The sequence below is a fragment of the Paenibacillus sp. ISL-20 genome (genome assembly GCF_018613005.1).
Taxonomy (GTDB): domain Bacteria; phylum Bacillota; class Bacilli; order Paenibacillales; family Paenibacillaceae; genus Paenibacillus_AQ.
Map to the genome: position 1 here is coordinate 1 of NZ_JAGGRD010000058.1, position 25,868 is coordinate 25,868.

Here is a 25,868-nt window from a genome sequence, read left to right on the forward strand (position 1 = left end):
TATGGATGCTCTGTCGCACTTCATATTACAATCCGTCACTAACTAAAATAACGGCGACTAAGATACAGTATTAGTCACATTTGTCAGAACAAATTAATATTCTGAATTAGTTCATTTCCAGAAGGAGTGCGTTAATGAAGAAAAAATTAACCTATGATTACATTGTGGTAGGCACAGGCCCGGCAGGAGCCGTTATCGCAAAGTCACTCACTGATGATATGCGAACTTCCGTGCTTGTATTAGAATCCGGTGGAAATCATGACAAAGACAAACCGATCAAGGATTCAACCTTTGCGCTTGAGCTTGAAGAAGGTTTCTTTCCAAATTACTTTTGGCAGGGAGAAGGCAGTCCCCAAGAAGCACTTGATGGACGCGCATTCGAATGGACGACGGGGCGGCTCGCGGGCGGTGGCTCTTCAATAAACGGAGAGCAATATGTACGACCGACAGCTGCCGTGCTCCAAAAATGGGAACGACTGCTCGGACCTCTATGGTCACCTGATAAAGCCACACGACGATTCAAAGCTTTGGAGAATTATAACGGTGATACTACAAATTTCGAAGCTCGGGGGTATCGAGGAAGAATCAACATTAGGCAAGCTCCTGAAACTCCAACACCGATGGCACACAAGCTGACATCTGCGATCGAACGGGCATCAGGTTTTCCCATCATTCTTGACTATAATGATCCGGATACTCCTCTGGGACCGTTCACCCGTTGGCAATTATATCAACAACCTGATGGTCGTAGGGAGAGCTCTTCCACTGCCTTCCTGTCATCGGATATTATGACGCCAGCAGGTCGTGGTGTTAGTAACCGAAAATTAACTGTAATGTTTCGGACAACGGCTCTACGTATTCTCTTCTCCGGTAAACGTGCCGTTGGCGTTGAGTATTTGAAGGATGGCAAATGCATCCGTGCGTATTCGCGTAAAAAAGTTATTATATCTGCAGGGATAAATAGCCCTCAGTTGTTAATGTTGTCTGGAATTGGACCCGCTAAAATATTGAAAAAGGCTGGAATCCCTGTCATCTTCGATAACCCAAACGTAGGGCAAAGGTTAAAAAACCATACGCTAAATTCCGCTGTATTTGCTACCAATTCAGAAGATCGTCCCCTCCCTCCCCTAGATCCAAATGCACTTTATACGGGAGGAGCTTTCTTGCCAGATCCATCGGGTATCGATCCGGATGAACGGGCGGTGCAACTCATTGGCATCGGATCTGAAGAAGAATTGACAATAGCGATTTTGTACTTGCGGCCAAAGAGCAATGGGACGATTCGCATACAAAGCAAAGATCCGCTAAATATCGTATTGGCAGACGAAGGATTTCTCTCGAATCCAGACGACATGGAGGCTGTAAAAAGAATTTATCGAACGTATATCAGAGATATTGCCCTAGAGTTGGAAAAGATTGATTCTTCGTATCAGCTCCTATCCCCAACATTCGATGTGATTGATGATGATGACAGGCTTGAAGAATTTATTAAGGAAAATTTCGATCATAATCACCATCAGCAAGGCTTTCTGCGTATGGCTCCTTTATCGAAAGGAGGAGTCGTTGACCGTAGAGGAAATGTGCATGGGGTTCAAGATTTGATCGTTGCAGATGCGTCCATAGTTCCATTTACAGTCGATGGAAACACCTCTTCTGCTGCATATCTTATCGGCTATACCATAGCGAAGCAATTAGGTAAACGCAAAAAAAATCAACGTGGTTATAAGGAAGTGGGGGATGAATAAAAGCAAGCTCTTTCGCAACCAACTTCACCCATGAGTGCCCCTCCTTTTCAACGTTATGATTCAAATTATTCAAAATTTTATAAAGTTGACACGGCGATTTGTTATTTAGACACACCGGAAAACAAAGACCCTCTAACCGAATATAACGGGGGCTCTATGCAAAGAACCCTGCAGAATAATACCGCAGGGTTTCTTTGCACATATCCAATCAGAACCATGTGAAAGTGAAGAATGTGCCACTGTGTTGGAAGGATTACATTCTTCATTTTCAGTTTATATGTCTTACCTATGTTTTAGAACTAATACTCCCTTGCCGGACAAACTGGACTATTTCAACTTCGAAATCGAAATCATGCAAATACCAGTTATGTATCAGACTTTAAACGAATGACAGCATAAATTAAACTGCAGCCGATATAAATGATCATTCCGATAACGATCTGTATTATTTCAGATTCTGAATGATGAGTATAATGATTAACAAGAAACATTATGAATATTAGGACTAGCGCATCTATTATCCATCGACTACATTTTATCCTCTTCATCATAGGGATCATAGCAAGTAAATTACAGCATACTGCAATGAACTCCAAAGTGAGAATACCGACTGTTGCCCCCCTGTAATTTAACCCAGGTTTTGCTACAAGAAAGTAATGAACGATTAATGAAATACTTATTCCACTAATTAGACCAATTAACGGTACTTTTTTATACTCTTGGACCCAAAGTATGCTTGTGCTTACTTCACGTAAACCCACAAGCAATGGAACGATAAATAAAAATTGAATCGGTCTTGCCGCCTCAATTGTGCCAAATAAAATAAGTGAAATTTCCTTATTATAGACATAAAGAAACAGACTCGATACCCAGCCCCATATCCAGGATACCTTCAGTGCTATTCTGGTACGGAGATGAAAACGTTCATAGTTTCTTGCCTGCCAATCTGCTACCATTCTCATTGTTAATGTATGTGAAAGCGCAGCAGTGACCAGGGTGGGCATATAGGCTACAAGTGCAGCCATACCTGTAAGAACTCCAAACATTGCTGTTGCTTCTGCAGATGAATAACCCGCAGTTTGAAGTCTGTTAGGGATTATAATAGCGTCCAAAACATCAGAAAGCGGAATCAGCAGTCTGGTAATGGATATAATGAAAGAACTGTGTATAAACCACTTTAATCTCTTTTGAAATTTAATGTCTGAATAACGGATTGGGGCTTGATTACCTTGTCGATTCACATATAGGTAATATGAAATTAATACTAAAAAAGCAGAAATCGCACCAAGCGATGTACTCAACATGCTGTTACCGGTTGCAATTGCAGGACCTTGAGGCAGGAAAAGAAAAACGATAGCTAGCATGAACAACACTCGAACTGCTTGTTCAATAATTTCGGAGACAGCAATTACATTGTATAATTCGATGCCTTGTAAATAACCACGAAGTAGACTTAACAATGGAACTGTAAAGAAGGCCGGGGCCAGAAAGTGAATGAAATAATAAAGCTGCTCGTTACCAAGCATCCTTGCTACCGTATCTGAATAATAAAAAGTAAGAGTAGTTGCGCATCCCCCTATAATGATTAAATAAACAGAAAAAATCTTGAACCATATCCAGCCTTGTGAGGGATGCTTCGCAGTGTACAAGGCTAATGCAGTTGGTAATCCGCCGGTTAGCAACATTAATCCTAACCCAAAATAGGAGTAAGCAATCTGAAAAAGCCCAATCCCCTCCGCACCAATAACTCTTGTTAGTGAGACTCTGCCGATTAAGCCGATTGCTTTTACCATCAAAATTGCACATATTCGGAATACCGTTTGTTTGATGAAAGAAGAGCTCATCATTTTCCTCCACTGCATAAGACTTGTCCGTATCATCCTATGACCATGGAGAATGCGATATGAATAGTGCAACATTTTTATCTAGAATGCCAGTTCATGTGCTAGTCGTTGATGTGAATCAAAATATATTTGGTATGTTTATCCCAGCCCAAATCAAAAGGCGCTCGGTAACGATCTGCAGTATGCGAATTAACCAGAGGATAACCGTTGGCATCAAATCCGGTTACTACTGAAAAATGGTCTACGTCATTGTCTACAACATGAGCAATTAAATCACCCGGTAACAGTTTTGCAAAAGCGGTATCCGGATGTTTGCTTGTTGGTTTTATAAGTTCGGAGAAATATCCGGTTGCAATGACTTTTCCATAACCGGAGTGCACAATAAAGTTCTTAAAGGCATCCGTCTGAACCCAAGTTCGGGTCCCGCCTCCAGCATAGCGATAACGCCAAGGTCCCTTCATCTTGAGACCTCCACCCTCCGCCTGATCACCAACCACCTGGGAGGCAAAATTCGTGCAATCTCCACCTTTAACGTTATAATTCAAATATTTTGGATTGTACCGTCCATTATTGCCTGCACCCCAAGCAGTACCAGCATATTTATTGGCATATTCAACGGCTTTCTTTCTTTTGTAATTTTTCCCATCCCTTATAATTTCATTGTGAAGAGGAAAATACACAGTGCCTCCTGAAGTCCCTCCAATTAGTTTTGGGTTTTCTTCTATAGGATCAAGATACCACTCTTTAAACACAATCCAATTTCCATTCTTTTTTTTCAAAGTAATAGCATGCCAAGTACCAATACCAAAAGATTGGGTAGGCAAGATTTTATCTACATATATGTAGCTTAATTTTTGGGAATGAGCCAACGATACTTTCGCTGTATCCCCTTCCATTTGAATGCGGGTAACACGAATATCACTTTGAGAATCCGTAAAATGAATTCCTCTATAATTTCCCCATGTATTTAGATAGGTTTTTCTTTTTTCCTCTACTCGATATGCATTACGACTTGAATTATAAGCTTGATCGTAGTAACTCGTCATATTCGATGTTTTATTCACTAAAAAACTTGAACGAACAGCGAATAACTCATTTAAATACTTTTTTATCTCAGCCTCTGGAGGATTAGTGTTTGTGATGTGTGAACTTCCGAAAAGCAGCACTATTGTTGTGTATATACTGAAATAAACAGCTTTTGTCATTTTTTTCTCCCGTTTCTCTACGTAGTATTGTTATTTTAACAACCGCGTATAAACGACTAGCCTCTTTTCATGCTCACCCTTTATTCGATCGTACTTTCCTGTACAAGTAATTAAATTTAACTGCTCCATATCGGTATCGCCGAATATTTTTTCGATAGGCGCTTGAGCTGTAGGGTAAGATTCTACGGCCACGACTTTGAAGACGAGATAATTCCCTTCATTGTCTGATAACACTACAGGTTCCCCAGGCTTTATCTTTTTAAGTGGGTAAAAAACAGCGGGGCCTGTATAATTGTCAACATGCCCTGCCAAAATAGCATTTCCCTTTTGTCCAGGCAAAATGCCATCTACAAACACGCCAGCTACCTTGCTTGATACGGGAGCATCCATCTGCCCATTCTCTAACAGTCCTACTGGTTCAACAGGGGCCTTTATACCAACCGACGGAACCCACACTTGGTTTGGTTTTATAAATACAGATTCTTCATCTTCATTTATTATGTTCTCTTCGTCTTGCTGCTTTGAATTCTTTACGGTTACACTTGGTTCTCCTTTCCCCTCGGAAATTTCTTTGGAGTAAGGCGACCCGGTTTGACGCAAGGGGGGAGGCGCTTTTTCAGAAGACTCCGATGCATGATAATGACAACCTGAGAATAACAAAACAGGAAGAGTCATAAATACTATGAGTGTTAATTTGCGTTTATCATTCATTAGTATCATCCTTCGTTAAAAGAAAAGAGGAAAACCTAATTTTCCTCTTTTCGATCTTGATCTTACTCGCTCACGCCACCATAACCTGTTTTCGGTAATGCTTTTGGCTTAATGCTCTTGGTGTGCACTTTATGTGCTTTGCTTTTAGCTCGCATTTTGTGCTCTTTTGCTTTGTGTTCTTTCGCATGCAGTTTGTGTTCTTTAGCTTCGTGTTCTTTAACATGCATTTTCTGCTGATGACTTTCTACTGGTGCTGCAGATGCGGTGATTGCCGAAGCTGAAAGGAACAAACAAGTTGACAAGGCAAAAATTGCTGCTTTTTTCATGTAAATACCTCCTTTGTGTTTTCCCCAATTTAGTTATCTACGCAGTCGGTTCAAGTTATTGATGGTAATTTCGACCTTTTAAATAATCCGTCAAAATGAGGTGCTTTTGTGTCATTAGACATGAGCATGGTCATCGATCGATTGAGGATGGTAAAAAGAATCCCCTTAAAGCAGCGTTAGTGCGCCTACTTCAAGGGGATTCTATTTCGAATCTTCAGATGTTTTATCATATTCAACCACACGCTTTATCACATGATCAGGACACCGTTCAAGTCAACCAGACCCAATTGATAAGCCCTCATAATCGCCTCATACCGATGACGTGCAATAATACTCTGACCATGCTGTTGTTGATAGATGCGGTTATACTCTTCTTAAGCATTCGACTCTTTTTAGACTCTTGTTCTCTTACTGTTCTCAAATCACAAAAACTCAACAGAAATGTAATAGTTATATTTTAATTTGACTTATAAGTTTTTTCAAGAACTTTTAAGTGCAGGCGGATAATCTCCCCATAGGTCTGCAGCATTTCAGCATTGAATAAATATGATATAAAAACAAATAGAAACCCGCCAGTCAACAAGGACAGGCGGGTTTCTAAAGAAATAGCATTTATTTATTGGATAAATAGAGGCCGAGCTCTGATAACAGTGCACTTCCCACGTACGTTCCCGTGAACACGAAGACCGCAACGATTGCGACGCGCCACGATGTTTTGCGAAGATCAACCAGCCTGTCGGCAACGGAAATGCCGGCAAACGCCAAAATCGGGGTCGTAATGGACAAGAAGTTGACGTTGGCGATGGCTTCCACGAACACATCCGAAATCAGGCAGCAGATAAGCGAAACGATCGATACCCAGCCGAGAACCGGGAAGTCCTGCAAGAATTTCAGCGGAGCTTTTTTCATGAGTGTCGAGATCAGAACGCCGATGAAGGAAAAAAGCCACAGCACGGCCAAACCCGCTATCGTCCCTAACGTAATATGGCCTTCGCCGCTTTTGATGAATTTCATTTGCTCCGTAAATAAAATAAGACCAACGCTAAGCAGCAGGACGAGGGCGTATTTAGCGTATTTATTCAAACCGGTGCTCATTTCTTCTCACCTCTGACCAATAATTTGTACATAAACCGCTGCAGCGGCACCGCGAGAAATACCATCGTATACGTTCCGAGAAAGCTGGTAAGCAGCTGGCTCGCAGCAGCGTATCCGTTAATGGTCTCCGTCATCTCAGGAGAATGCGCGACTAGCGCGGAAGAAGAGCCTGTCATCATGCTGGCGGATCCGACGCCGGAGGACATGGCCAACGCTTCGATCGAGAAGCCGGCAGCAAGCATGACCGGCGCAAGAATACTGAAGAACAGCGTGCCGAAGAGGGTGCCTATAATATAGAGGGACAGCACTCCACGGCCTTCGTCGGAGTCGAGTGTATATTTCTCGGATATGTAGGCAAGTTCCCCTTCCCTCCCAAGTCCGAGCGTAGCGCCGATGGCTTCCCTTCTCAGACCGAGCAGAATGGCGATTGGAAGTCCGAGCAGAATCGTACCCAAGTTACCGATTTCCTGAATGATGAACACCCAGCCAACTTTTAATATATCTTCAATTCTGGGTGCAACGTCAGCGCCGTATCTCGCCATAAGCGGCAGCATAATGAAGATCAGATACTTGCTGGAGAAACCGACGTTCTCCTTGCTGTAAATCTTCCTCATAAAGCCTTTCCGGAATATCGACAAGCCGAGCACCATCGTGATCAAAATGGCGAATACGAGCGGGAGCAGGCTTATTTTCACGGAGCCAACCTGGATCGACTGAATGCCGATAAATTCGGCAACCGCTATTACAATGAGCACGAATGCAAGCAAATAGAGATACTGTAGTTTTAACTTCATGCCATGATGTCCTCTTTTCTTATTTCTTAATTGGAGCTAACTATCGACGCAAGGAGCTGCTCGTATTCGGCGAATGTACGGCGATACAGCTTCGATCGATCGATACGTCCGCTCATTCGCTCCAGTACCTGAGTTAAAAATCTTGGAAACACTTCATAGATAAACTCGGGATCGATATCCTTGAAATCATCGCCGTGGATCGTTCCCGTAAAGCCGCTGTATCCGATTTGAATACAAGGCATCATGAAGGCCAAATCGCCAATGTCACCTGCCGCGCTGATAGCGTTGTTGTTCCAAATATCGGCAATCTCCTCGTTATCCTGGAACGCCTCCAGTACGAATTCGGACAAATACCGGTCCTGAACGAACGGCAAATATCCCATCTGCGTCTTAATCTCGACCTCGCCTTGAAGGGCCAGCGCGCTGCCCTTGGCCGCATCATCCATCTTGGAGGCCGCTTCCTTCATGTAGTCGACCGACTGGGTACGCAGATCGCTGCCAACCGTAATCCGATTGGGAATGACGTTTGTCGACATGTCGGACTCCAGAACGATCGGATTCATGCGGACCTTCTCACTGTCCTTCATTTGCTGCCTGCTCAGGCCTAACGCCACATTGAACAGGGTCGACATGCTGTAGGCATTTTTGGCGGAGAAAGGATCGAAACCCGCATGGGTTGCTTTTCCGGTAAACGTATAATGCTTATATAGGAATCCAGCCAGGTCGCAGTTGATTTCTATCGTGCGTTCCGCAAACTCTCCACCCATGGCGTGTACGCATAGCCCAATGTCGATATCGTCGAACACGCCGAGTTTCATCGCTTCGGGTTTCCCTCCGTAATAGGAGATCTTACCGCTGGCGAGCAGCTCGTCCCTATAGGCGAGATCCAAATACTCCTCAGCGGGAATGAAAATAAACGTTATTCTATAATCCAGAGCTTCGTACGCCTTAGATTCAAAATAATGTTTGTATAAAGCCAGGGCGATCGCCACCTGCGTATAATGACCGCAATTGTGTGCCGCTCCCGTCGCCTTGTCTGATCGCCAATGAGTTGGAGCGTATACGGCGTCCAACTCCGCAATAAAAGCGATGTTCATCGGCTTGCCGCTGCCGAGGGTTGTCCGAAGCCCGGTTGTGCTGAATGATTGCAGCTCGATATCCGGATTAACCTTCTTCAGAAAATCCGACACCGTTTTATTGGTTTTAAATTCCTTGTAGCCAAGCTCAGGGTTATCGAATATGGTTCGTGCTACATCTGCAATTTCTTCGAACTGTTCTTTAAAGCTCATAGCTGCCTCCTTCATGATGAAAATAATTCTTATGTTATTTTAATTCTCTTCATTATGTCAATAAAAATCACTTTATATTATTTTCCTATAAAAGTGATCATAATTTGATATAACTCTATCTTCCCACAGCCATTATTAAAACGGCCTATAGATTAAACCCTATTTTTTACCATTATAAAAAAACTACACCTATTTCTCTGTAAAGATCCAAAAATATCTGTTTTCATGCCGATGAATTTAAGCGTTTATTTATCGACCATTACCTATTAGGTCGAACACCCAGAGAGATCTTCGAGGCGAACGGGTTCGATGTGGAGATGCTCGGTATAAAGCGAGTGGAACAGTGTGGCGACCGATGGAAGAAGGCTTACGTAAAAAAGTTAGACAAGAACGAAAGGAGGCTGTTAGCAGACGGAAAAAACCTAAACCCAAGTGAGTGTTTTGAGCTTATCCAGCATGGCGGTAAAGCAGGGACCAGGGCGAATGACACGTTATTTTCGTTTAGCTACTTGGCGTGACTCGATCCGGATATTATAACTACCTCCGTTCTGCAGACAAGCGATTTGCACGCGATCTAGCGGATGCGAAAGCAGCATCCCTAATTAAAAAGGCGTTTCGTAAACGTGGCTTTAAAAAGGGCTCTCGCTCCATTAAGATGACCTTGGAACAGGAATACCACACCGTGTACAATCTGAAGCGCATTCGGAGATTGATGCACAAGTTTAACATACTAAGATCTATTAAAATCCAAAGGAATCGGACAATCCATGTTTAGACAAGGGGACTGCTGGATAATGCGCCTCAAGAGTCTTTCTTCGGCCATATGAAAGATCATGTCAAGAGCCGGATCTGCAAAACTTTTGCTGAATTAGAACGGGAAATTAAGCGATACATTCATTACTATAACCATTACAAATACCAATGGGGATTAAAAAAGATGATTCCTGTGCAATACAGAAATCATCTCTTAAGCGCTATTTAACTCTTTTTTTTCAAAGTGTCCTTGACTAAGGGGCCAGTTTAGATCCGGACTCTTTTCATACTTATGGGTTCAGTCCCAGGGAACCCTTCAGGCTTTTTTTGTTGTATATTTCATTCGCTGTACCATCGGTCCATGATGCACACATGAGAGAATTGTTGAAGGGTTTCAGTATCACAGGTACTGCACGGCGATGAAGAAGAACATACCGTCCGAATTGAAGTTACCTATAATAGTAGGGGCTCCTTTTTTCTCAAAAACAACGCGGTCAGATGGGAAAGCATCCTTCGTTGCTTCGTATCCGGTCAGATCAAGACCAAGCCAAGCTTCAGCCTGCTCTGTTGCTTGTGCCAACAGCTGCTTTTCGGTGAGCGCTTTGATGCTTTCTTCATATTTATCAATAACATCCTGATCCTTGCCATACAGATCATCTGCCAGGGTTCTAGCGTTCACACTCAGTACATCAAGAGTGTTTTTGTCGATTCCTATCCACGTTCCGAAATCTCCGTCTACGAACATGAACTCATACACTTGTTTAGTCCCTTTTTTAATAAGAGAGACATTGGCCAACTCTCCTTGCTCCACACCTTCCAGTTTGTCGAAAACAGCTTCCGCAGCTTGTTGTACAGAAGAGTCCACCGCTTCGAGTTGGATTGACTCGGATGTGTGACTAAGCTTGTCCTCATTGATGTGGTAGGTCAGATTGTCAGTGCTGATGCTAGCTCTACTAATTTTTCCTTTTGCATCCAAGATAACTTGGCTAAAAGGGGAATTTTTAACGGAATAGGACCATTCCTTCGTGCCGAAGGACTCGCCTTTGTTAAGTTTATAGGCAGTCCCTGTTATTTTCTTTAATGTTTGCTCGGCTTTCTTGACTGCCGCAGCAGGTGCAGTTGTTGCAGCTTTTTCAGTTGCAGTAACCGTTGTTCCGACACTGGCTGCACTTGCCTGTGTTTGATAATATCCCATAGAAGTGGTACCAATGATTCCTGCTAGCGCTACTGAGCTGAGTACTTTGTAAACCTTTTTCATAATGGTTCCTCCATATTGTGTGATTTGTTTTACACCTATATGACAATCAAGAACCTGTCGATTGTGACACGGATTATTTTTTCTTCTAAAATTATGCTTTTGGGAACGCTACAGATTTGCGGGCCGGATCACGGCATCAGCGGCCATGAAGGGATGCCGGCTTAACGAAATCTACTATACGACATATCGTACAAGTTCACTCATTCAGCTCAGTTAGATGAAAAAAACGTATGGTTAGAGGAGACGAAGCACATGGAGCCATGGTGAAAAGGTGTAACGACTTATGGACTCATCTAAACATCCTTTGTTAAAGAACGTTTCCATTTTCGGACAAGTGTTACGTGTAACTTGTTGTTGCCTCTTCTTTCCTCTCTAATTGCTTGATATCATCTATAATCATTTCAACTTCGCGGTTAACATCTCGATCCCAGCCTAATGCGGATGGTCTGTATCGAGCATTTCATTTTGCTTCATATAATATTCCATAGCTGAGTTTAACCATTCCTCCTCTTCCCTGGTATATGGTGAAGGAAACTGGGATGCCAGTTCTTCGGCTTCGCTTGTTTCCATTCCGCCGAACGCATACATAGCCTCTTCGCCTACAAATTCCAGCGTTGATTTCATAAAATCCTCAATCAGCTTTTGAACTTCCGGATCGCTTAGTGGTCTTCCGGCCAATCGTTTGACATCCTTAGATAACTGAATATACATGATGTCCAGCTCGATCTGTTCTTCCTCCGATTTATTAAACAAATGATCCACGATTTCCTTGGCGGTTTTGGTTTCCAGCCATTCGCGCTGCACGTCTTCCGTTTGCATGTTGTTGATTAAACTCATGAGAACGTTACTGTCAACCGATCCTTCCTTTTCAAGCAGTACAATCGTCCGATCAATGGCTAGCATAGATTGCTCGATGCGCTCTTTTTCTTCTGCCAGCGCTGCTTTCTGTGCCAGCAGCCTCTCGTTCAAACTGACATCAAATTCGGAATGCTCCTTCATCTCCTTGATCTGCTCCAGGCTGCATCCTAAAAATTTCAAGCTGACAATTTTATGAAGAGCCAGCACATCCTCCTGGCTATACTGACGATGTCCGGAAACCGGATGCTTTATCGGCTTAAGCAGCCCAACTTCATCGTAATAATGCAGCGTACGAACCGGAACCCCCGTTTTTTTCGAAAATTCTCCGATCGAATATGTTCTTACTTCATTCATACCCTCATTTAACCTCCCTGGAACCATTTTACAATCGAGATTGTTATACCTATCATAAAACCTACAGTAGGTGGAGGTGCAAGGGGAATGTTCAAATAAGAAGTATTGAACAGATTAAAGGTTTAAAAGTTGGAATAGCAAAACTAAGACTTTGATTATTGCAGATTCTACCCAGACTGCAGTTAACAGCAGATGACCCCTGTATACCAGGAGTCACCTTATATCTTCAATTCTAATGAGAAATTGAGCTGGCCTGCTCAGCTTGCAGCAGCTTTTTTTGCTACAGTAAACATTCAATTTTCCCTAACATAACAGCATCGCCGCAACAATCAATACAACAAACACGGAGAATGCCCATGGTCAAATGGTAAGCCATAAAGCCGAGAAACGGAGGCACAATTGTACTGCCTGTATACGCTACAGCCATCTGGTAGCCCATAATGGTCTAGAAGGATCTGTTTCCGAAACGAACCGGCGTTTCATGCAGCATGCACGGGTATATAGGCGCCAATCCCAAGCAGACAATCTTAAAACCGGCCTAATGCCCTCTCATACTTTTTCATTCCTAGCTCGATATATGACAATAATTCCTGTGTATGTTTCTCAACAAGTTCCCAGGAAATTATGTCTCCACTGCCAGGCTGAGCAACAATAGTTTACCTTGATAAGATTCTCACTCATAGTTGGCTTTGGATCCAATCCGCAACATCCTGAATGACGGTGGCGGGTACGTTTCCGGGAAGGAAATATTCCGCCCCAGTCGATTTAGATTCGGAAGGAACGAAAAGATGGTTCAACTTGGAGTACAGCTTGAAGGTAACATTGTTGCGTTCTGCAAGAGCTTGTTTCCATCCCTCCAGATTATCCGCACTGACCTGCATGTCATTGTCTCCTTGTACAATTAACATGGGAACTTTTTGTTTCCTTGCCAAATCTCCGCCGTAGAAATTCCGGAAGTCATACCACCACTCAGGATGGGGCAGCTGAAAACCTGGCAAGCCATCGTATTGCGAAAATGACGAATCTTTCAGCAAAACCAGCTGTGTCTTGAAAAATGCAAGCTGTTGTTCCAGGCCGGACACCTGTTCGCGAGGAGCCCCGATGCTCTTGGCAAGTTCCAGCATATGGTTGTACTGCCACAGCATAATGTCCTCAAGAGGTTTGGATGGACCCGCCATAATCAGAGCTCCATGGATGGAACTCGACATATCTTGCTCGAGTATCCGCGGGATAAGCATTCCGCCCTGGCTATGTCCTAAGACGAATATTTTTTCTGCATCGATACGCGGATCCTGTTGAAGGCGCTTTACAGCAGCAAGAGCGTCGTCAATCGTCTCTTCCTTCACGGTAAAGAACCCGCTATCCGACTTTAAGGCATGCTCCCTTGTTCTTTTTTCATAACGAAGGACGGCAATATGGCGGTCAGCAAGTCCGACGGCCAGATCACGGAACATCTTGGCGGCACCGATGGAACTATCCCGATCATTTGGTCCTGATCCGTGTACAAGCACCACGGCAGGAAATGGGCCCTTCCCTTCGGGCACGGTTAACGTTCCCGGGAGAGCATAAGTTCCTTCACCGACGATCACTTCATGTTCATTGTATGAATCGGGATTGTCATATGCTGGTTGTTCGTAGTTCTCACCAAGCATGGATGTTATGAATAAATCGTCCACATTGCCGCGATGATCAAACCTAACGGTGACGGATAGTTCCCCTCCTTTAGGCAATGTGTATTCTAAATTCGCGTTTTGATGGATGGCCGACCTGTTAACGGACAATTTCTGAATAGCTCCCAACCGTCCGTAAGCGGCATGATAAGTTTTTCCCAATTCTTTCAAACCTGTTTCAGTAATCGCTTTGGATAAATCTTCGCTTAACATTTTCCCTGCCTGCTCTGTCTTTCCTTCCATAATCAAACGCATAAAATAACTGGCTCGAGTCGCTATGTCCGATGAGGCAACCTCGATTCCCGTCTTTTCATCCCAGGTAATGTCTGCATTCATTGCCTTGATGAACGCCCCGATAGATACGTATATTGTTCCCTTCTGGAGGACTGCCGGCTTGTCCATTTTAATTGGCCTGCCGTTTAATTCGGTACTGTGGCTTTCTGGCTTTAGCCGCCATTGATTTGTCCCTCGTTTGACCGTTACGCTGTTTTGAGCATGATTCCAGGTAACCGTCGCTCCGATGTCTTCCGCCACTTGTCGCAGCGGTATTACCGTAGAAGTCTGATTTGCTGCTAACATAGGTTGAGGCGCTTTATTTGCTTCTTCAATGGCAATGCCCTGACTTGCTTCAGCGAACTTCGCACTTCCCAACAGCATCAGGATCGCAAGCGTTGATATCCAGACAGGTGACTTGGGGTTCATTTTAATTAAAACCTCTCTTTCAAAAAAAATTTAATGGGTTGTCATCGTAATCTTAACAAGGCGACATTAAAATCAGGACATGGTTTCGTTTAAAAAGCGTTTAATTTCGGAATACTCCTTAAATTCATTAATGCCCAGGAATGATGATGCAGACAATAAAAAATAAACGCACCTTGGATGACATGGATCCAACAATGCGTTCGCGCAAATCGGGCAAGAGCAATTCCTCGATGGGTGCCCCCACGGTGTGAAATATCAATCGCCATGTCCCATGGTCATTGGAACTGACCTGTATCCATTGCATATATTTGTCTACACTTCGAATGAAGATAGATTCGAACTCAGACTTCGTCTCTGGGTATTCCTCCATCATATTTCATTTCTGATAAACTAATATACAAGTGACCCACAAGAGAATCACTTTTCATAGTGTTCTTCTTGTGGGTCACAACTGTTCGAGATCAATATGACCGATAAGGCTTTAGCTTTAGCGTCAACTTATTACCTAAAGACGACTGATTTCAGCTATTTACTTAACCATGGAAGAGATGAATAGGATGGCAAATCAACTGACCAATCTACATCGGTGAATTTCTTATCTACAATAACCCGTTTTAAAGTCAACTGAGATATGTTGTCGGGTACATCTGTAATTACGAAATCCAAATCATCCCATACACTTCCCCCATCGGCGGTACTACTCCCGCTCCCCTCCGTCCTCACGGTATATGTTTTTCCATTATCATCCAATGCGATCCACTCATCTCTGGTTGCTTGGTTTTTATAAGTTCCTTTGCCGCTGAATCGTAGTGATGTTTTACCCGTGGATGATCCTTTTTCAAATTGATGTTCTTTGATCGTTATCGTATCTCCTTCATCTTCAAAGACAACAGGTATTTTAGCCAGCTTGCTTAGATCAATCTCAACGGCTGCCTCTTTGTTTATAGGCAGGCTGTATTCATCCACCACAAATCGGATGTTCTTCAACTCTGGAGAAACGGTAGATGTAAACCATGTGTTGGACCAGCTTACGTTACCATTTGCTTCAACCACGTCTTGCAATTGAATTTTAGTTGCATATGAACCGTCCTTTTGACCAAAATATTTTTTGTTCTCTTTTGGGTCATCCGTTTCGAGATGATACCAGATATTCATATAATCTCCCCAATTTTGTACACCCATTTTACCTAGTTCATCGTTTAAGCTTAGGTTCATGTCGATCCGCATACCGTTTGGCGTTCGAATTAACTGCTCAATCCCCATCTCGAATCCTGCCGAAGTGATATACTTCTCATTAAGCAAATCTCTTTTATCCAGTTGCTTTGTTTTGATCATATCCAAGGTGAATTCGAAATCCCAATCAACTTCGATTTTCTCTCTTTTGATTTGATCTTCTTTATCCGCCCAGATATACTGAGGTTTTGCTTGAACCACAACTTGATCTGGAGGGAGTTCGTCAAACAAAAACACATATTCTTGTACACCGGGATAGGTGTTCCCTACTGATATACCTTCGGTAGCAACATCATTTCCTTTAAGGTCAGTTACACGTATCTCCGTATCCTCTAGAGGGCTTTGCAGAAAACGTCCGTCCGGGCCATTATGCTTGGCTGAAATGACCAGCCGCGAGCTATCAACCAGTACACTTTCGATTTCAAAGCTGTACCCCTTATCTTCCACTTTAATGTCAGGATCGTAGACCAAACCAAGATCACTGGATCTCTCATAATCGTTGAACCACAACCAATCCTGCTTGTCTGAAGTTACCTCTTCATTTAATACGGTTGCCGGGTTCGCATCCTCCGCTTTGGCATTCGTTAAGGCAACGCTTATGAATATGGCGACTATGAAAAGCCCCAAAGCTGTACGTTTATAAGATTTTTTCTTAAATAAGGTAATCAAAGTAATTCTCCTCTTAATCTGTAATTGATTCTTTGAAAAGTACGCGGTAGCGAGAAGTTTCGAATTTTTCGACGAAAACGTTTCAAGTAATCTAATGATCGTGTACCCGTAATTTTTCACTTCCTCTGGTCCAATATAGGAGATCGCCTTTGCATCGCAGGATAATTCCTGATCTTCTCTCATTTTACGATAGGCGTACCAGAGTACCGGATTAAACCAATGCACGATCAGCAGAAAGGTCAACACCCAATTTACGGCGATATCCTTTCTTTTGTAGTGAACCAGCTCATGAAGCAAGATATACCTTATTTCCTTCTCGGAAAATTCGTTTGCTATAGATGCGGGAAGCAGAATTATGGGAAACCATAATCCATGTAAAGCTGGACCGATCTTTTGACCCGTGATCAGTAAGGTTATCTTTCTTTTTATGCCCAACTCGTTTTTGCAGGCCAAAAATATATGATTGATTGCTGGACTCGCCACGCTATTGGATCCACTAATCATATTCCTTGCAAACTTCCGATTGGTAAGAAACAGATGAATCGATAAGGAAATGACGCCCATTAGCCATAAACCGAACAGTCCCGCATGAATCCAGTCATCAGTTGTCGGGATTTCCGAGCGCTGAACAGGAGAGGTGGACTTTGGTAAAGTCTCACGGGGTTCCATACCGCTCGGTTCGTTGATATATTCGGTTTTGCTGGTCTTGAGAGGTTCATTTGCCACCTTTATATCATCGTGTAATGCCTGGGCTTTCCTGTCCACAATCAATGAGCTTATTGAGCTATGTTGTTCCTTGATTGGGAACAAGTTGTACAGGCTGAAGGAACTTTCAGGTGCCCATGGAAGTACTGCTCTAAAGATGACGATAATCCAAAGCGCATATTGCCACTTTACAGGTAGCCTATCCTTCAGTAGCCATTTGAGCACAACAATAAACCCTATTAGGATGGAAACCACAATGGTGGTTTGGATCAGCCATTTCAAAAAGAAAGGAAGCCAAACCAGCACGGTATTCATCGTTCACCTGCTTTTTCATCTAAAATTTTCTTAAGCTCTTTAATTTCTTCCACGGTTAGCTGCTCCTCTTTTAAAAAGTGAACAAACATAGGCTTCAGTGCTCCTCCATATAGCCTTTTTAGAAAAGACTCGCCCTCCGCTTTTATACATTCCTCTTCAGTAACTATTGGCGAATATAAATAAGTTTTCCCTTCCTTGTGAAACTGGATTGCCTTTTTCTTGAGCAGCCTGTTGATCAGCGTTTTTATGGTTGCTGGTTTCCAGTTCCTATCATCACTCAAAGCTTCAATAACATCATTGGCCGTAGCAGGTGAGTTTTGCCAAAATACCTTCATCACTTCCCATTCGGCTTCGGAAATTCGCGGGATATACTGCATGTTAAGCTCCTTTCTTTTATAATTACATATGTAATCGTACTGTTGTCAGGTTGAAGTTTACATGTGTAAACGGAACAAGTCAAGTGCATCCTATGAAATTTCTGCAGCCAGCTTTAAGCAACATATTTGAGTTGTAATTACACTCTTAACCCCCTCATTGTCGACGAAATCAAACATTAAATCGCTAAGGAGATACTCGTCCGTAATGTTGATGTCGATTCGCAAGCCGTTGAAAATCCGTTCTAAAACATTTTTACGTTACGAAACAACCAATACGGATATTTCTCCATCTAATATAATGAAAGTCAACATTAAGAGGCTTCTCAGCCTCGAATACAAAGGAGTCCTTGAAGTGATTACGGAAACATTGGTCAACCAGGCGAGAGATGGTGATAAAGATTCATTTATTCGATTGTTCGAGAGCATGGAGCTGGATATGTATAAGATGGCTCGATCGATGCTCCCCCGAGATCAGGATTGTCAGGATGTTATGCAAGAGACGACTCTTAAAGCTTATCAGTCCATCGCTTCCCTTCAAAAACCGGAATTTTTCAAAACCTGGGTGTTCCGGATTTTAATTAACGAATGTAATGCCTTGCTCCGCATGCAGCTGAGAAGGAACGAGACCGTGACGGATGATCAGGAAATCAATGCTGCCGAATGTGCAACATTGCCCCAAGAGTATGAAAACATTGAATTGTATGAAGCCATTGAAGGGCTCGATGTCTCATTGCGGATGGTTGTTTCACTTTATTATTTTCAGGACATGCCTGTAAAAGAAATAGCCTCCATCCTGAACTTGTCGGAAACAGCTGTTAAATCCCGGCTTTATCGTGCACGCCATCAGCTGGCTCTAGCACTCTATACCACCCCTAGTAGAGAAAGGAAAATAAACTATGGAACAATTAGCTGAATTGGAAAAATCATTAAAAAAGCAGTCAAAGCTGTTGGATAACATTACAGAGGTACCAAAAAATATCCGTGACAACCAGCAGCAAACGTATGCGCAGCTCGAAAAAAAGTCTCTCTCGTCCCCGTCACTTCATAAACGCCGCAAGAAATTCCGCTATACATCTGGAATTGCTACCGTTGCTTTAGCTTTGGGGGTAGTCGTTTTTTGTAGCGGGTTTGTCTCTCCCGTTATGGCCGAAAAACTCAGCCAGATCCCTGTAGTTGGCAGTATTTTTGAACGCAGCAATGATCCGGGTCTTCAGGCAGCAAGCCACCTGGGGTTAGTACAGGATACCAACGGCCAGGATACTCACGAAGGAGTAACTGTACGAGCGAGTGATGTTATCTATGACGGCATCCGATTGAGTTTAGGTTTACAACGGGAAGGACGCTCATTTGAAGGTTCCTTTCAGGGCGTCCAACTGGACGCGGACGGTCACCCTCTAGAGAATGGAAAGGGTAGTGTCGTTTGGAATCCCGAAGACACGACAGGTCAAGGGAGCATTACCAAAGTGCTCATAGACGGCATACCTCTGAATCCGAGCGAAAGTGAGCCCGATGCATTCAAACGAAGTATCGGATATACGGTGGGCACCGGTCCTGACCAGGATTCAATGATTTTAACTTTTGCGAATAACAATGCTGTGGATAATGGTGTAGCATTGCCCGACGAATTCATGATGTCTTTGACAATGGAGATCACAGGGATTAATAAACCATTCCAGATCGATATTCCTGTCAAAAAAGACACAAGCCATACTTCCGTATACACTCCGGGATTGACCAAATTACATGATCACCTTGCACTTACCGTTAACAAAGTTACCGTATCTCCGGCAACTACACTCATTCAAATCACTGCTCAGAATGAAGGAACGATTCCGGATGCATACCTTAACGACCAGAAAACACCGGCCTTGGATCATGAATTTTATGATGACCAAGGGAATGAGCTGGAATTTGTAGGTGCCCAGGGCTGGGTTGATCATGACTCATCGCCAACCCATTACAAACAAGTTCAGGATTATCTGAATGGACCGATTTCTGAGAATGCAAAGTATCTGGTCGTGAAAACGTTGAAGTACAAAGTGGATGCAAATGGCAACAGTGTAGTGGATAAGCAAGGGGATTTTGTTAAAGAGAATATTCCGGAATTGGAATTTAAGATACCTCTTCAGAAATAGATCATAACCCCAATTCAAGATATATGGAGGAAGGAGCAGATAGTACCTCTTCCTCCCTCCGTCCGGATCAATAAGTAGTAACAGACCTCTACAGAAAATCTCCATATAAAAAAAACGCACCTCCAATTATTAGTTGTTTCTAACAATTGGAGTGCAATTCAACTCAGGACAAGCCCCTTTCCGCATTTGTTTGACAGGCATATTCTATTTGTCCCGTGATGGCATGTGATATTCCCGCGAAGCTAAAACCCCGGCTTTTACAACATATCATCCTCAGGTTGGATGCGGCATATGATCGCTTTTAGGCTTATTTTATTCGAGTTTGTACCCGATCCCCCAAACCGTTCTAATATATTCCGGATGTTGAGGATCCTTCTCAATCTTCTCGCGCAGCTTGCGGATATGCACCGTGACGGTGTTCTTCGATTGCATGAACGGTTCATTCCATACAGCCGTACAGATCTTGTCCATGCTAAGCACGAGTCCCCTGTTTACGGCCAAAGTGTGCAGCAAGGCGAATTCCCTTGGCGTCAACTTAATCTCGTCTTTCACAACCGTGACCCGATGGGAAGCCGCATTGATGATCAATTCATTGATCCTGATCTCGTTCTCGTCCTGAACCATCCTCTTGTTAAGATGCTTATATCTTCGAAGCTGAGATTTAACGCGGGCGATCAGCTCAAGTGGGCTGAAGGGCTTGGTGACGTAGTCGTCCGCTCCAATGCTGAGACCGGTGATCTTATCAATTTCTTGGCTTTTGGCCGACAGCATGATGATCGGCGTGTTGTTCTCTTCCCGGATTTTCATGCACGTCTGAATCCCGTCCAACTGCGGCATCATGATATCTAAAATGATCAGATCCACTTTATGTATCCTTATAATTTCAAGAGCCTGGTGGCCGCTATGGGCGTAGAGTAGCGTATAGCCTTCATTTTTCACATAGATTTCCATCAGTTTAATGATCGCGATTTCATCGTCCACCATCAGTATGGTTACTTCCGACATGGCTCCCTTGAAGAACTGTTACTAAACGCTATAGATCAAACGCCGTTCCCTTCATCTATCGAATGGGAACGGCGCTTGCTAGATATTGATGTTTGAAATGGAGCCTCTTGGCGTTACCGGGAAGCGGCACTTCAGATCATGTTACTAACTCGAACAATTCTACTATAAGTATCGAATCGTCATTCAACTCATGGATGCCATGCCAATCCGACTTGTGATTTTCCTGGAACTGCTTTACATTCTCTCCATTTCCCTCGCCTCGTACCAGTCTCAAATCCGGGTTCCCAAATGTGGTTTCAAAAACTTCTTTTACCCTGACCTTGCATCGGGCATTTCCTTCTTTATCATAGACCGTCAGTGTTTTCTTGACGGATTGGTAGGTTTCTTTTAGTTCCTCTGCAGAATATTCCTCTTTTGGAGCGCAGGTCGCTGTCTTTTCACCACGTAATATTTGCTGGATCAACATTTCCCCTAGGTCATTATCGTCTTCCCAGCCAAAAATCATCTTATATTCATTAGAATCAGACATTATTAACTCTCCTTCACTATTCATTTCAGGTGATTTTGAAAACTTGCGATTTAAATCTTCACGAGAAATCACGAACATGTTGAAGTTCAGCACAAAATGTTAATGATTTAAACATATCATATGTTATTTTAGTATGACTAATTAGTTTTTTCAAGAACTGTTAAGTTTAATCACCGCTCTCTGGTAGGTATCTTCATTACAAACATTCTTCAAAGTCAGTTAAAAAACAACAGGCAACCTAATAAGGACTGCCTGTTGTTTCTCTATTATAGGAACCAACTTACAATATTACAAAACATAAAAGCAATGAGTCCACGATGATTATTTCTTAGCAGAAGCAGATAGCTCCAGTTCTTTCATGTGATTTTTAACGACAACGCCGTTGCTGACTAATTTGAATTCGCCAGATGTTGCATTGGGTTCTTTGAATTTGATGGCTGGAGTCCTTTCAGAGCCGTCAAACCAAGGGTGCCCCGCGATTCATAGATCAGCGGGACACCCTCTTTTTCAGGGAATAAGTTTCAGTATAGAATTACTTCACAGGAACGGTCATTTCTAGTTCTTGAATATAGTTTTTGACGATCTCACCATTGCTGTCTAATTTGAATTCGCCGTGTGTTGCATTTGGCTCTTTAAATTCTGGCGTGAATGACTTGATTGTAATCGACTTCGCGTCTTTATCCAGAGCATCAAGAATGAAGTCGTAATAATAATCGCTGGTGGTGTTATTCTCGTCGGTACCTTTTCCAGAAATCAGGTCAAGCTTGTTGCCTTGATCATCAACAAAATCATGGAGGATCGTTGAATTTTTTTCTTGTCCTTTCAGTACGAGCTGAAGTCTTGAAGAAGTAGACGTTGCATGGACTTGTTTTAGAGTCATGCTAAGGTTGCCTGATTTTTTGGTCAAGTTAGGCTTCATAACAACCGGATTGCCCGCGCTTTTTTGGATCGGAATCTCCAGCGTATATGGTTTGTCTACACCTTCCAGGCTGATTTTGGCCGTGACCTTAAACTTGTCCGGGAAAGCTTCGAGGTTGCCGCCAAGCTGGGAAGCATCCGAGATAATCATAAACGCTGAATCTGCATTTGCACCCGGTTTTGTGCCTAAGCTCGGTCTCTTGGCCAATTCTCCTCCACCATACTCGTAAATGGATTTACCGTCGATGAAGACTTCCATATTATTGATGGCGCCTTTCTCCTGGACATACTCTTTAGTCTTTTCATCCCATTTCCCACCGGTAATACTGCCGGTAAGTTCTTTACCGCTTCGTTGAAGCGCAATGCTGACATAGTTCCCGTCATATAACGCCTCAGACACTCCCAGTGTGATGCCACCTTGGGTAACGCTGGCTATGGTTTTGGATACGTTCTGTGTTGAGCTGCTCGTGGATACTTGGGCTTTAGTCGCGGTTTGGCTCGCGGCTTGAGCGGTCCCCCAAGCTGCACCGCCTAAAATCATACTAGCCAACGCCACAGAACTCATGACTTTATACATTGTTTTCATTGTTAATTCCTCCTCATAAATGTTCTATTTCACAGAAACTGTCATTTCAAAGTTTTTCATGTAATTTTTAACGATCTCGCCTTTACTGTCCACTTTATAACGACCGGAATCATCATCCATGTACTCCGCTTTGTAGGGTTTAATTGTAAATGACTTTGCATTTTTGCCGAGTCCATCAAGGAGAAAGTCGTAGTAGAAATCACCATTCTTGTTGTTCTCGTCCGAACCATTACCGGAGATCATGTTAAGTTGGTTGCCTTGGTTATCAACAAAATCATAATTAATGTTCGAGTTCTTAGCTTGACCCTTCAGTATGAGTTGCAGTCTTGTGGAAGAAGATGTGAGGCTAACTCTGTTCAAAGTCATACTCAAGTTACCTGATTTTTTGGTTAAGTTAGGCTTCAGGACAACTGGCTTGGTTGCGCTTTTTTGGATCGGAATATCCAGACTGTACGGCTTGCTTACACCCTCCAGGGTAATTTTGGCCGTGACCTTGAATTTGTCTGGGAAGGCTGCTATATTTCCTCCAAGCTGGGAGGCATCCGTTAAGGTAATCAGCGCAGTGTCCGGATTGGCGCCTGCTCGCCATTGTACGCTTGGTCTTGTTCCCATGCTATTACCAAACGTTTTTGTGGATTTACCGTCAATCGAGATATCTAAGTTACTGATGGCGCCCTTCGGTATAATAAACTCGTTGGTCTTACTGTCATATTCCCCTTCGGTAATTCCGCCGGCAAGTCCTTTTGCGCTCCGTTTGACAGTAATGCTGACATAGTTGCCGTCATATATCGCCTTTGATAATTCAAGCGTAATGCCGGATTGGGTCATACTGGCTGATTTGGATGCTGTTTGTTCGGAACTGCTCAATGCTGTGTTCTTCGCCGCTTCCTTTGCGGTGGCCGCTTCAGCGTTACCCCAAGCAGCACCGCCTAGCAGTATGGCCGCTAGTGTCGCAGAAGACATGACTTTATATACTTTTTTCATAGGGTTCTCCTTGGATATTTCTTTTTATGGTTCGTTATGGATGAATGTCATACAGCTTTTCAAGGCTTACGCGGTCTACAGGAACGATGATCTCCAGATCCTTAAGGTATTTCTTTACAATTTCTCCATTACTGTCGACTTCAAATAATCCGGAGTTGGCCGATGGGTCTTGAAATACAGGCAGGAACGGCTTGAGCGTAATGGTATCTGGTGCATCTTCAAATCGGTCAAACATCATTTCCGTATGATATTGTCCAACCTTGTTGTAGATGCCCATGCCAGCTACCAATCCCAGCACCCTCCCACGATCATCCCATACCTCGTACAACAAATTTTTATAGTCTATTTTTTCCGATTTGCTGCTTGGCTCAATATTAACGATAAGGTCTGTCGTTATTGGAGTGAGTGTAAGCTGCTCGAGAGTCAATTTAAGACCGCCCCACTCCCTTGTCTCTCCAGATGGTACGACGATATGGTCTGTACTTTTACGAACAGGAAGATCGATAATAAATGGCTCTTCAATTCCTTCAAGCGTGATTTTGGCTGTTAAAAGAAATTGATCCGGCATGGTTAGAGCCCCTTCGCCCTGATGGGAATAGGCGGTTAATTGGTATAGCACCGCATTAGGATCCGAGGTTGGGTTCCCCGTTAAACCGGGTCTTTTACCTCCGCTATAGTCATAAAGTGAGGTGCCGTCTACAAACATCTCGATATTCGTTATGGCACCTCTTTGATATATCTGCTTGATATTTTCGCCTTCTTGTACGACCTCATAGTCTGATATGCCACCAATAAGCCCACTGCCCTCCCGCTTAACAGCCAGGGACAAACGGGATCCGTCATACACAACCTGAGGTATTCGGATGGTCACCCCTTCATGGGTAACGCTGGCGTTCGGTTCTGTAACCAGCCCGCGTTCTTCCGCTGTCCGGAGTCCCAGATCACTCGCAAGCTTGAAGATGCTGCCAACAAGTGGAATATTCTTTAATGACTCTGCCATAATCGGGGAGAGAAATGCGCTGCTCATCACCCCAATGATTGCTGCGGCTGCTGTTGCTCCCATAAATTTGCGTGCTTTTTTGAAACGGTATTTCTGTTTCGTTCTCGTCTGCATCGGAAGTTCGGCCAAGGCAGCATAGACCTCATCCTGACGACGGCGAATGATACCCGGAACCTCACGCCGCAGCTCCTTCCCGGTCTCCCGAAGTACTTTATCCAAATCAATAGGATTCATAGGCCAGCTTCCCCTTCCGATTTTGTTTCACTTGTTCAGACAGTATTCCCCGAGCTCTATGAAGACGTGCCCTTACAGCTCCATCGGAAATATCCAGCACACTTGATATTTCCTTAATAGGCAAGTCTTGAAAATAAAATAAATGGATGGCGATTCGAAGCGATTCATCTAATTGTTCAACCGCTTCAAGAAGATCGAGCTTGTGGCTGTCTTCGTAATAGTTGGATGCTCGTGTGTGCTCCGGCACTTCAGCCATAACAACGGTACGTTCTCTGCTCCGAAGCAGCTGATTGCATTCATTGATCAGAATCCGAATCACCCAAGTTTTAAAATACTTCGGTTTTTGTAATGTAGATAAAGATTTATATGCTTTAAGTGTTGTTTCCTGAAAAGCATCCGCACAATCTTCATCGCGTTTCAGAATGGACTTCGCCAAGCCGTACAGTTCGGGTTCCAGCCTCCGGAAGAGCCGGATAAACGCTTCACGATCTCCTCGCTGTGCTGCCTTGACTTCATGTTCCAATTCCCGCACGATATTCATCTCCTTTTGAGGGCCCTCTATAAGATTAGATGG

General features: G+C 43.4%; 23 protein-coding genes and 1 pseudogene. 5 read left to right on the forward strand and 19 right to left on the reverse strand.

Annotation, left to right across the window (positions count from 1 at the left end; translation table 11 throughout):
• The first annotated feature begins 134 nt into the window (after window positions 1-134).
• Window positions 135-1,745, forward strand: coding sequence for a GMC family oxidoreductase (locus tag J7E85_RS27685; RefSeq protein ID WP_215163161.1), 1,611 nt, complete (start codon window positions 135-137; stop codon window positions 1,743-1,745).
• Window positions 1,746-2,110: 365 nt separating this feature from the next.
• Here J7E85_RS27685 and J7E85_RS27690 read toward each other — a convergent pair whose 3' ends face one another.
• From J7E85_RS27690 to J7E85_RS27720, 7 genes are all read right to left on the reverse strand, one after another.
• The gene (locus tag J7E85_RS27690) at window positions 2,111-3,589 is read right to left on the reverse strand and encodes an oligosaccharide flippase family protein (RefSeq protein ID WP_215163162.1); all 1,479 of its coding nucleotides are present in this window, start codon (window positions 3,587-3,589) and stop codon (window positions 2,111-2,113) included.
• Window positions 3,590-3,690: 101 nt separating this feature from the next.
• Complete coding sequence (locus J7E85_RS27695) at window positions 3,691-4,794, reverse strand: amidase domain-containing protein (protein WP_215163163.1); 1,104 nt, start codon at window positions 4,792-4,794, stop codon at window positions 3,691-3,693.
• A gap of 30 nt (window positions 4,795-4,824) precedes the next feature.
• A complete protein-coding gene (locus tag J7E85_RS27700) occupies window positions 4,825-5,505 on the reverse strand; it encodes a class F sortase (protein ID WP_251036092.1) in 681 nt (226 codons plus the stop codon).
• 62 nt (window positions 5,506-5,567) lie between these two features.
• The gene (locus J7E85_RS27705) at window positions 5,568-5,831 is read right to left on the reverse strand and encodes a hypothetical protein (RefSeq protein ID WP_215163164.1); all 264 of its coding nucleotides are present in this window, start codon (window positions 5,829-5,831) and stop codon (window positions 5,568-5,570) included.
• A 612-nt stretch (window positions 5,832-6,443) separates the two neighbouring features.
• Window positions 6,444-6,926: a hypothetical protein gene (locus J7E85_RS27710; protein WP_215163165.1), complete on the reverse strand. Its 483-nt coding sequence runs from the start codon at window positions 6,924-6,926 to the stop codon at window positions 6,444-6,446.
• Entirely contained in the window at window positions 6,923-7,720 is a 798-nt protein-coding gene (locus J7E85_RS27715) for a DUF3100 domain-containing protein (protein WP_215163166.1), read from the reverse strand. The genes J7E85_RS27710 and J7E85_RS27715 overlap by 4 nt, the downstream gene beginning before the upstream one ends.
• A 26-nt stretch (window positions 7,721-7,746) precedes the next feature.
• Complete coding sequence (locus J7E85_RS27720) at window positions 7,747-9,009, reverse strand: M20/M25/M40 family metallo-hydrolase (protein WP_215163167.1); 1,263 nt, start codon at window positions 9,007-9,009, stop codon at window positions 7,747-7,749.
• Window positions 9,010-9,523: 514 nt separating this feature from the next.
• Here J7E85_RS27720 and J7E85_RS34965 point away from each other — a divergent pair.
• Window positions 9,524-9,784 (forward strand): IS3 family transposase, encoded by a 261-nt coding sequence (locus J7E85_RS34965; protein WP_353049568.1) that lies wholly within the window; start codon window positions 9,524-9,526, stop codon window positions 9,782-9,784.
• A 48-nt stretch (window positions 9,785-9,832) separates the two neighbouring features.
• Window positions 9,833-9,991: an IS3 family transposase gene (locus tag J7E85_RS34340; RefSeq protein ID WP_251036093.1), complete on the forward strand. Its 159-nt coding sequence runs from the start codon at window positions 9,833-9,835 to the stop codon at window positions 9,989-9,991.
• 171 nt (window positions 9,992-10,162) lie between these two features.
• On the opposite strand, the gene J7E85_RS27730 is transcribed toward J7E85_RS34340, so the two are convergent.
• From J7E85_RS27730 to J7E85_RS27750, 6 genes and pseudogenes are all read right to left on the reverse strand, one after another.
• Entirely contained in the window at window positions 10,163-11,020 is an 858-nt protein-coding gene (locus tag J7E85_RS27730) for a hypothetical protein (RefSeq protein ID WP_215163168.1), read from the reverse strand.
• Window positions 11,021-11,452: 432 nt separating this feature from the next.
• A complete protein-coding gene (locus J7E85_RS27735; RefSeq protein ID WP_215163169.1) occupies window positions 11,453-12,232 on the reverse strand; it encodes a MerR family transcriptional regulator in 780 nt (259 codons plus the stop codon).
• 303 nt (window positions 12,233-12,535) lie between these two features.
• Window positions 12,536-12,770: pseudogene (locus J7E85_RS34345) on the reverse strand (MFS transporter); the annotation flags it as partial.
• A 139-nt stretch (window positions 12,771-12,909) separates the two neighbouring features.
• The gene (locus J7E85_RS27740; RefSeq protein WP_215163170.1) at window positions 12,910-14,604 is read right to left on the reverse strand and encodes an alpha/beta hydrolase family protein; all 1,695 of its coding nucleotides are present in this window, start codon (window positions 14,602-14,604) and stop codon (window positions 12,910-12,912) included.
• A gap of 525 nt (window positions 14,605-15,129) precedes the next feature.
• On the reverse strand, window positions 15,130-17,526 hold the full coding sequence (locus tag J7E85_RS27745; RefSeq protein WP_215163171.1) for a M56 family metallopeptidase: 2,397 nt from the start codon (window positions 17,524-17,526) through the stop codon (window positions 15,130-15,132).
• Window positions 17,523-17,903: a BlaI/MecI/CopY family transcriptional regulator gene (locus J7E85_RS27750; protein WP_215163172.1), complete on the reverse strand. Its 381-nt coding sequence runs from the start codon at window positions 17,901-17,903 to the stop codon at window positions 17,523-17,525. The genes J7E85_RS27745 and J7E85_RS27750 overlap by 4 nt, the downstream gene beginning before the upstream one ends.
• Before the next feature lie 205 nt (window positions 17,904-18,108).
• On the opposite strand from J7E85_RS27750, the gene J7E85_RS27755 reads away from it, so the two are divergent.
• Together J7E85_RS27755 and J7E85_RS27760 are read left to right on the forward strand one after the other, a co-directional pair.
• Complete coding sequence (locus tag J7E85_RS27755; protein WP_251036094.1) at window positions 18,109-18,816, forward strand: RNA polymerase sigma factor; 708 nt, start codon at window positions 18,109-18,111, stop codon at window positions 18,814-18,816.
• Complete coding sequence (locus J7E85_RS27760; protein ID WP_215163173.1) at window positions 18,800-20,038, forward strand: DUF4179 domain-containing protein; 1,239 nt, start codon at window positions 18,800-18,802, stop codon at window positions 20,036-20,038. Before J7E85_RS27755 ends, J7E85_RS27760 begins: the two co-directional genes overlap by 17 nt.
• A 312-nt stretch (window positions 20,039-20,350) precedes the next feature.
• Here J7E85_RS27760 and J7E85_RS27765 read toward each other — a convergent pair whose 3' ends face one another.
• The 6 genes from J7E85_RS27765 to J7E85_RS27790 form a co-directional block, all read right to left on the reverse strand.
• Window positions 20,351-21,043 (reverse strand): response regulator, encoded by a 693-nt coding sequence (locus tag J7E85_RS27765; RefSeq protein ID WP_215163174.1) that lies wholly within the window; start codon window positions 21,041-21,043, stop codon window positions 20,351-20,353.
• A gap of 136 nt (window positions 21,044-21,179) precedes the next feature.
• The gene (locus J7E85_RS27770) at window positions 21,180-21,572 is read right to left on the reverse strand and encodes an ASCH domain-containing protein (RefSeq protein WP_215163175.1); all 393 of its coding nucleotides are present in this window, start codon (window positions 21,570-21,572) and stop codon (window positions 21,180-21,182) included.
• A gap of 532 nt (window positions 21,573-22,104) precedes the next feature.
• Window positions 22,105-23,076, reverse strand: coding sequence for a DUF5643 domain-containing protein (locus J7E85_RS27775; RefSeq protein ID WP_215163176.1), 972 nt, complete (start codon window positions 23,074-23,076; stop codon window positions 22,105-22,107).
• A gap of 24 nt (window positions 23,077-23,100) precedes the next feature.
• A complete protein-coding gene (locus J7E85_RS27780; protein ID WP_215163177.1) occupies window positions 23,101-24,060 on the reverse strand; it encodes a DUF5643 domain-containing protein in 960 nt (319 codons plus the stop codon).
• A 34-nt stretch (window positions 24,061-24,094) separates the two neighbouring features.
• On the reverse strand, window positions 24,095-25,294 hold the full coding sequence (locus J7E85_RS27785) for a DUF4179 domain-containing protein (RefSeq protein WP_215163178.1): 1,200 nt from the start codon (window positions 25,292-25,294) through the stop codon (window positions 24,095-24,097).
• Entirely contained in the window at window positions 25,281-25,826 is a 546-nt protein-coding gene (locus tag J7E85_RS27790; protein ID WP_215163179.1) for a sigma-70 family RNA polymerase sigma factor, read from the reverse strand. The genes J7E85_RS27785 and J7E85_RS27790 overlap by 14 nt, the downstream gene beginning before the upstream one ends.
• Between the last annotated feature and the right edge of the window lie 42 nt (window positions 25,827-25,868).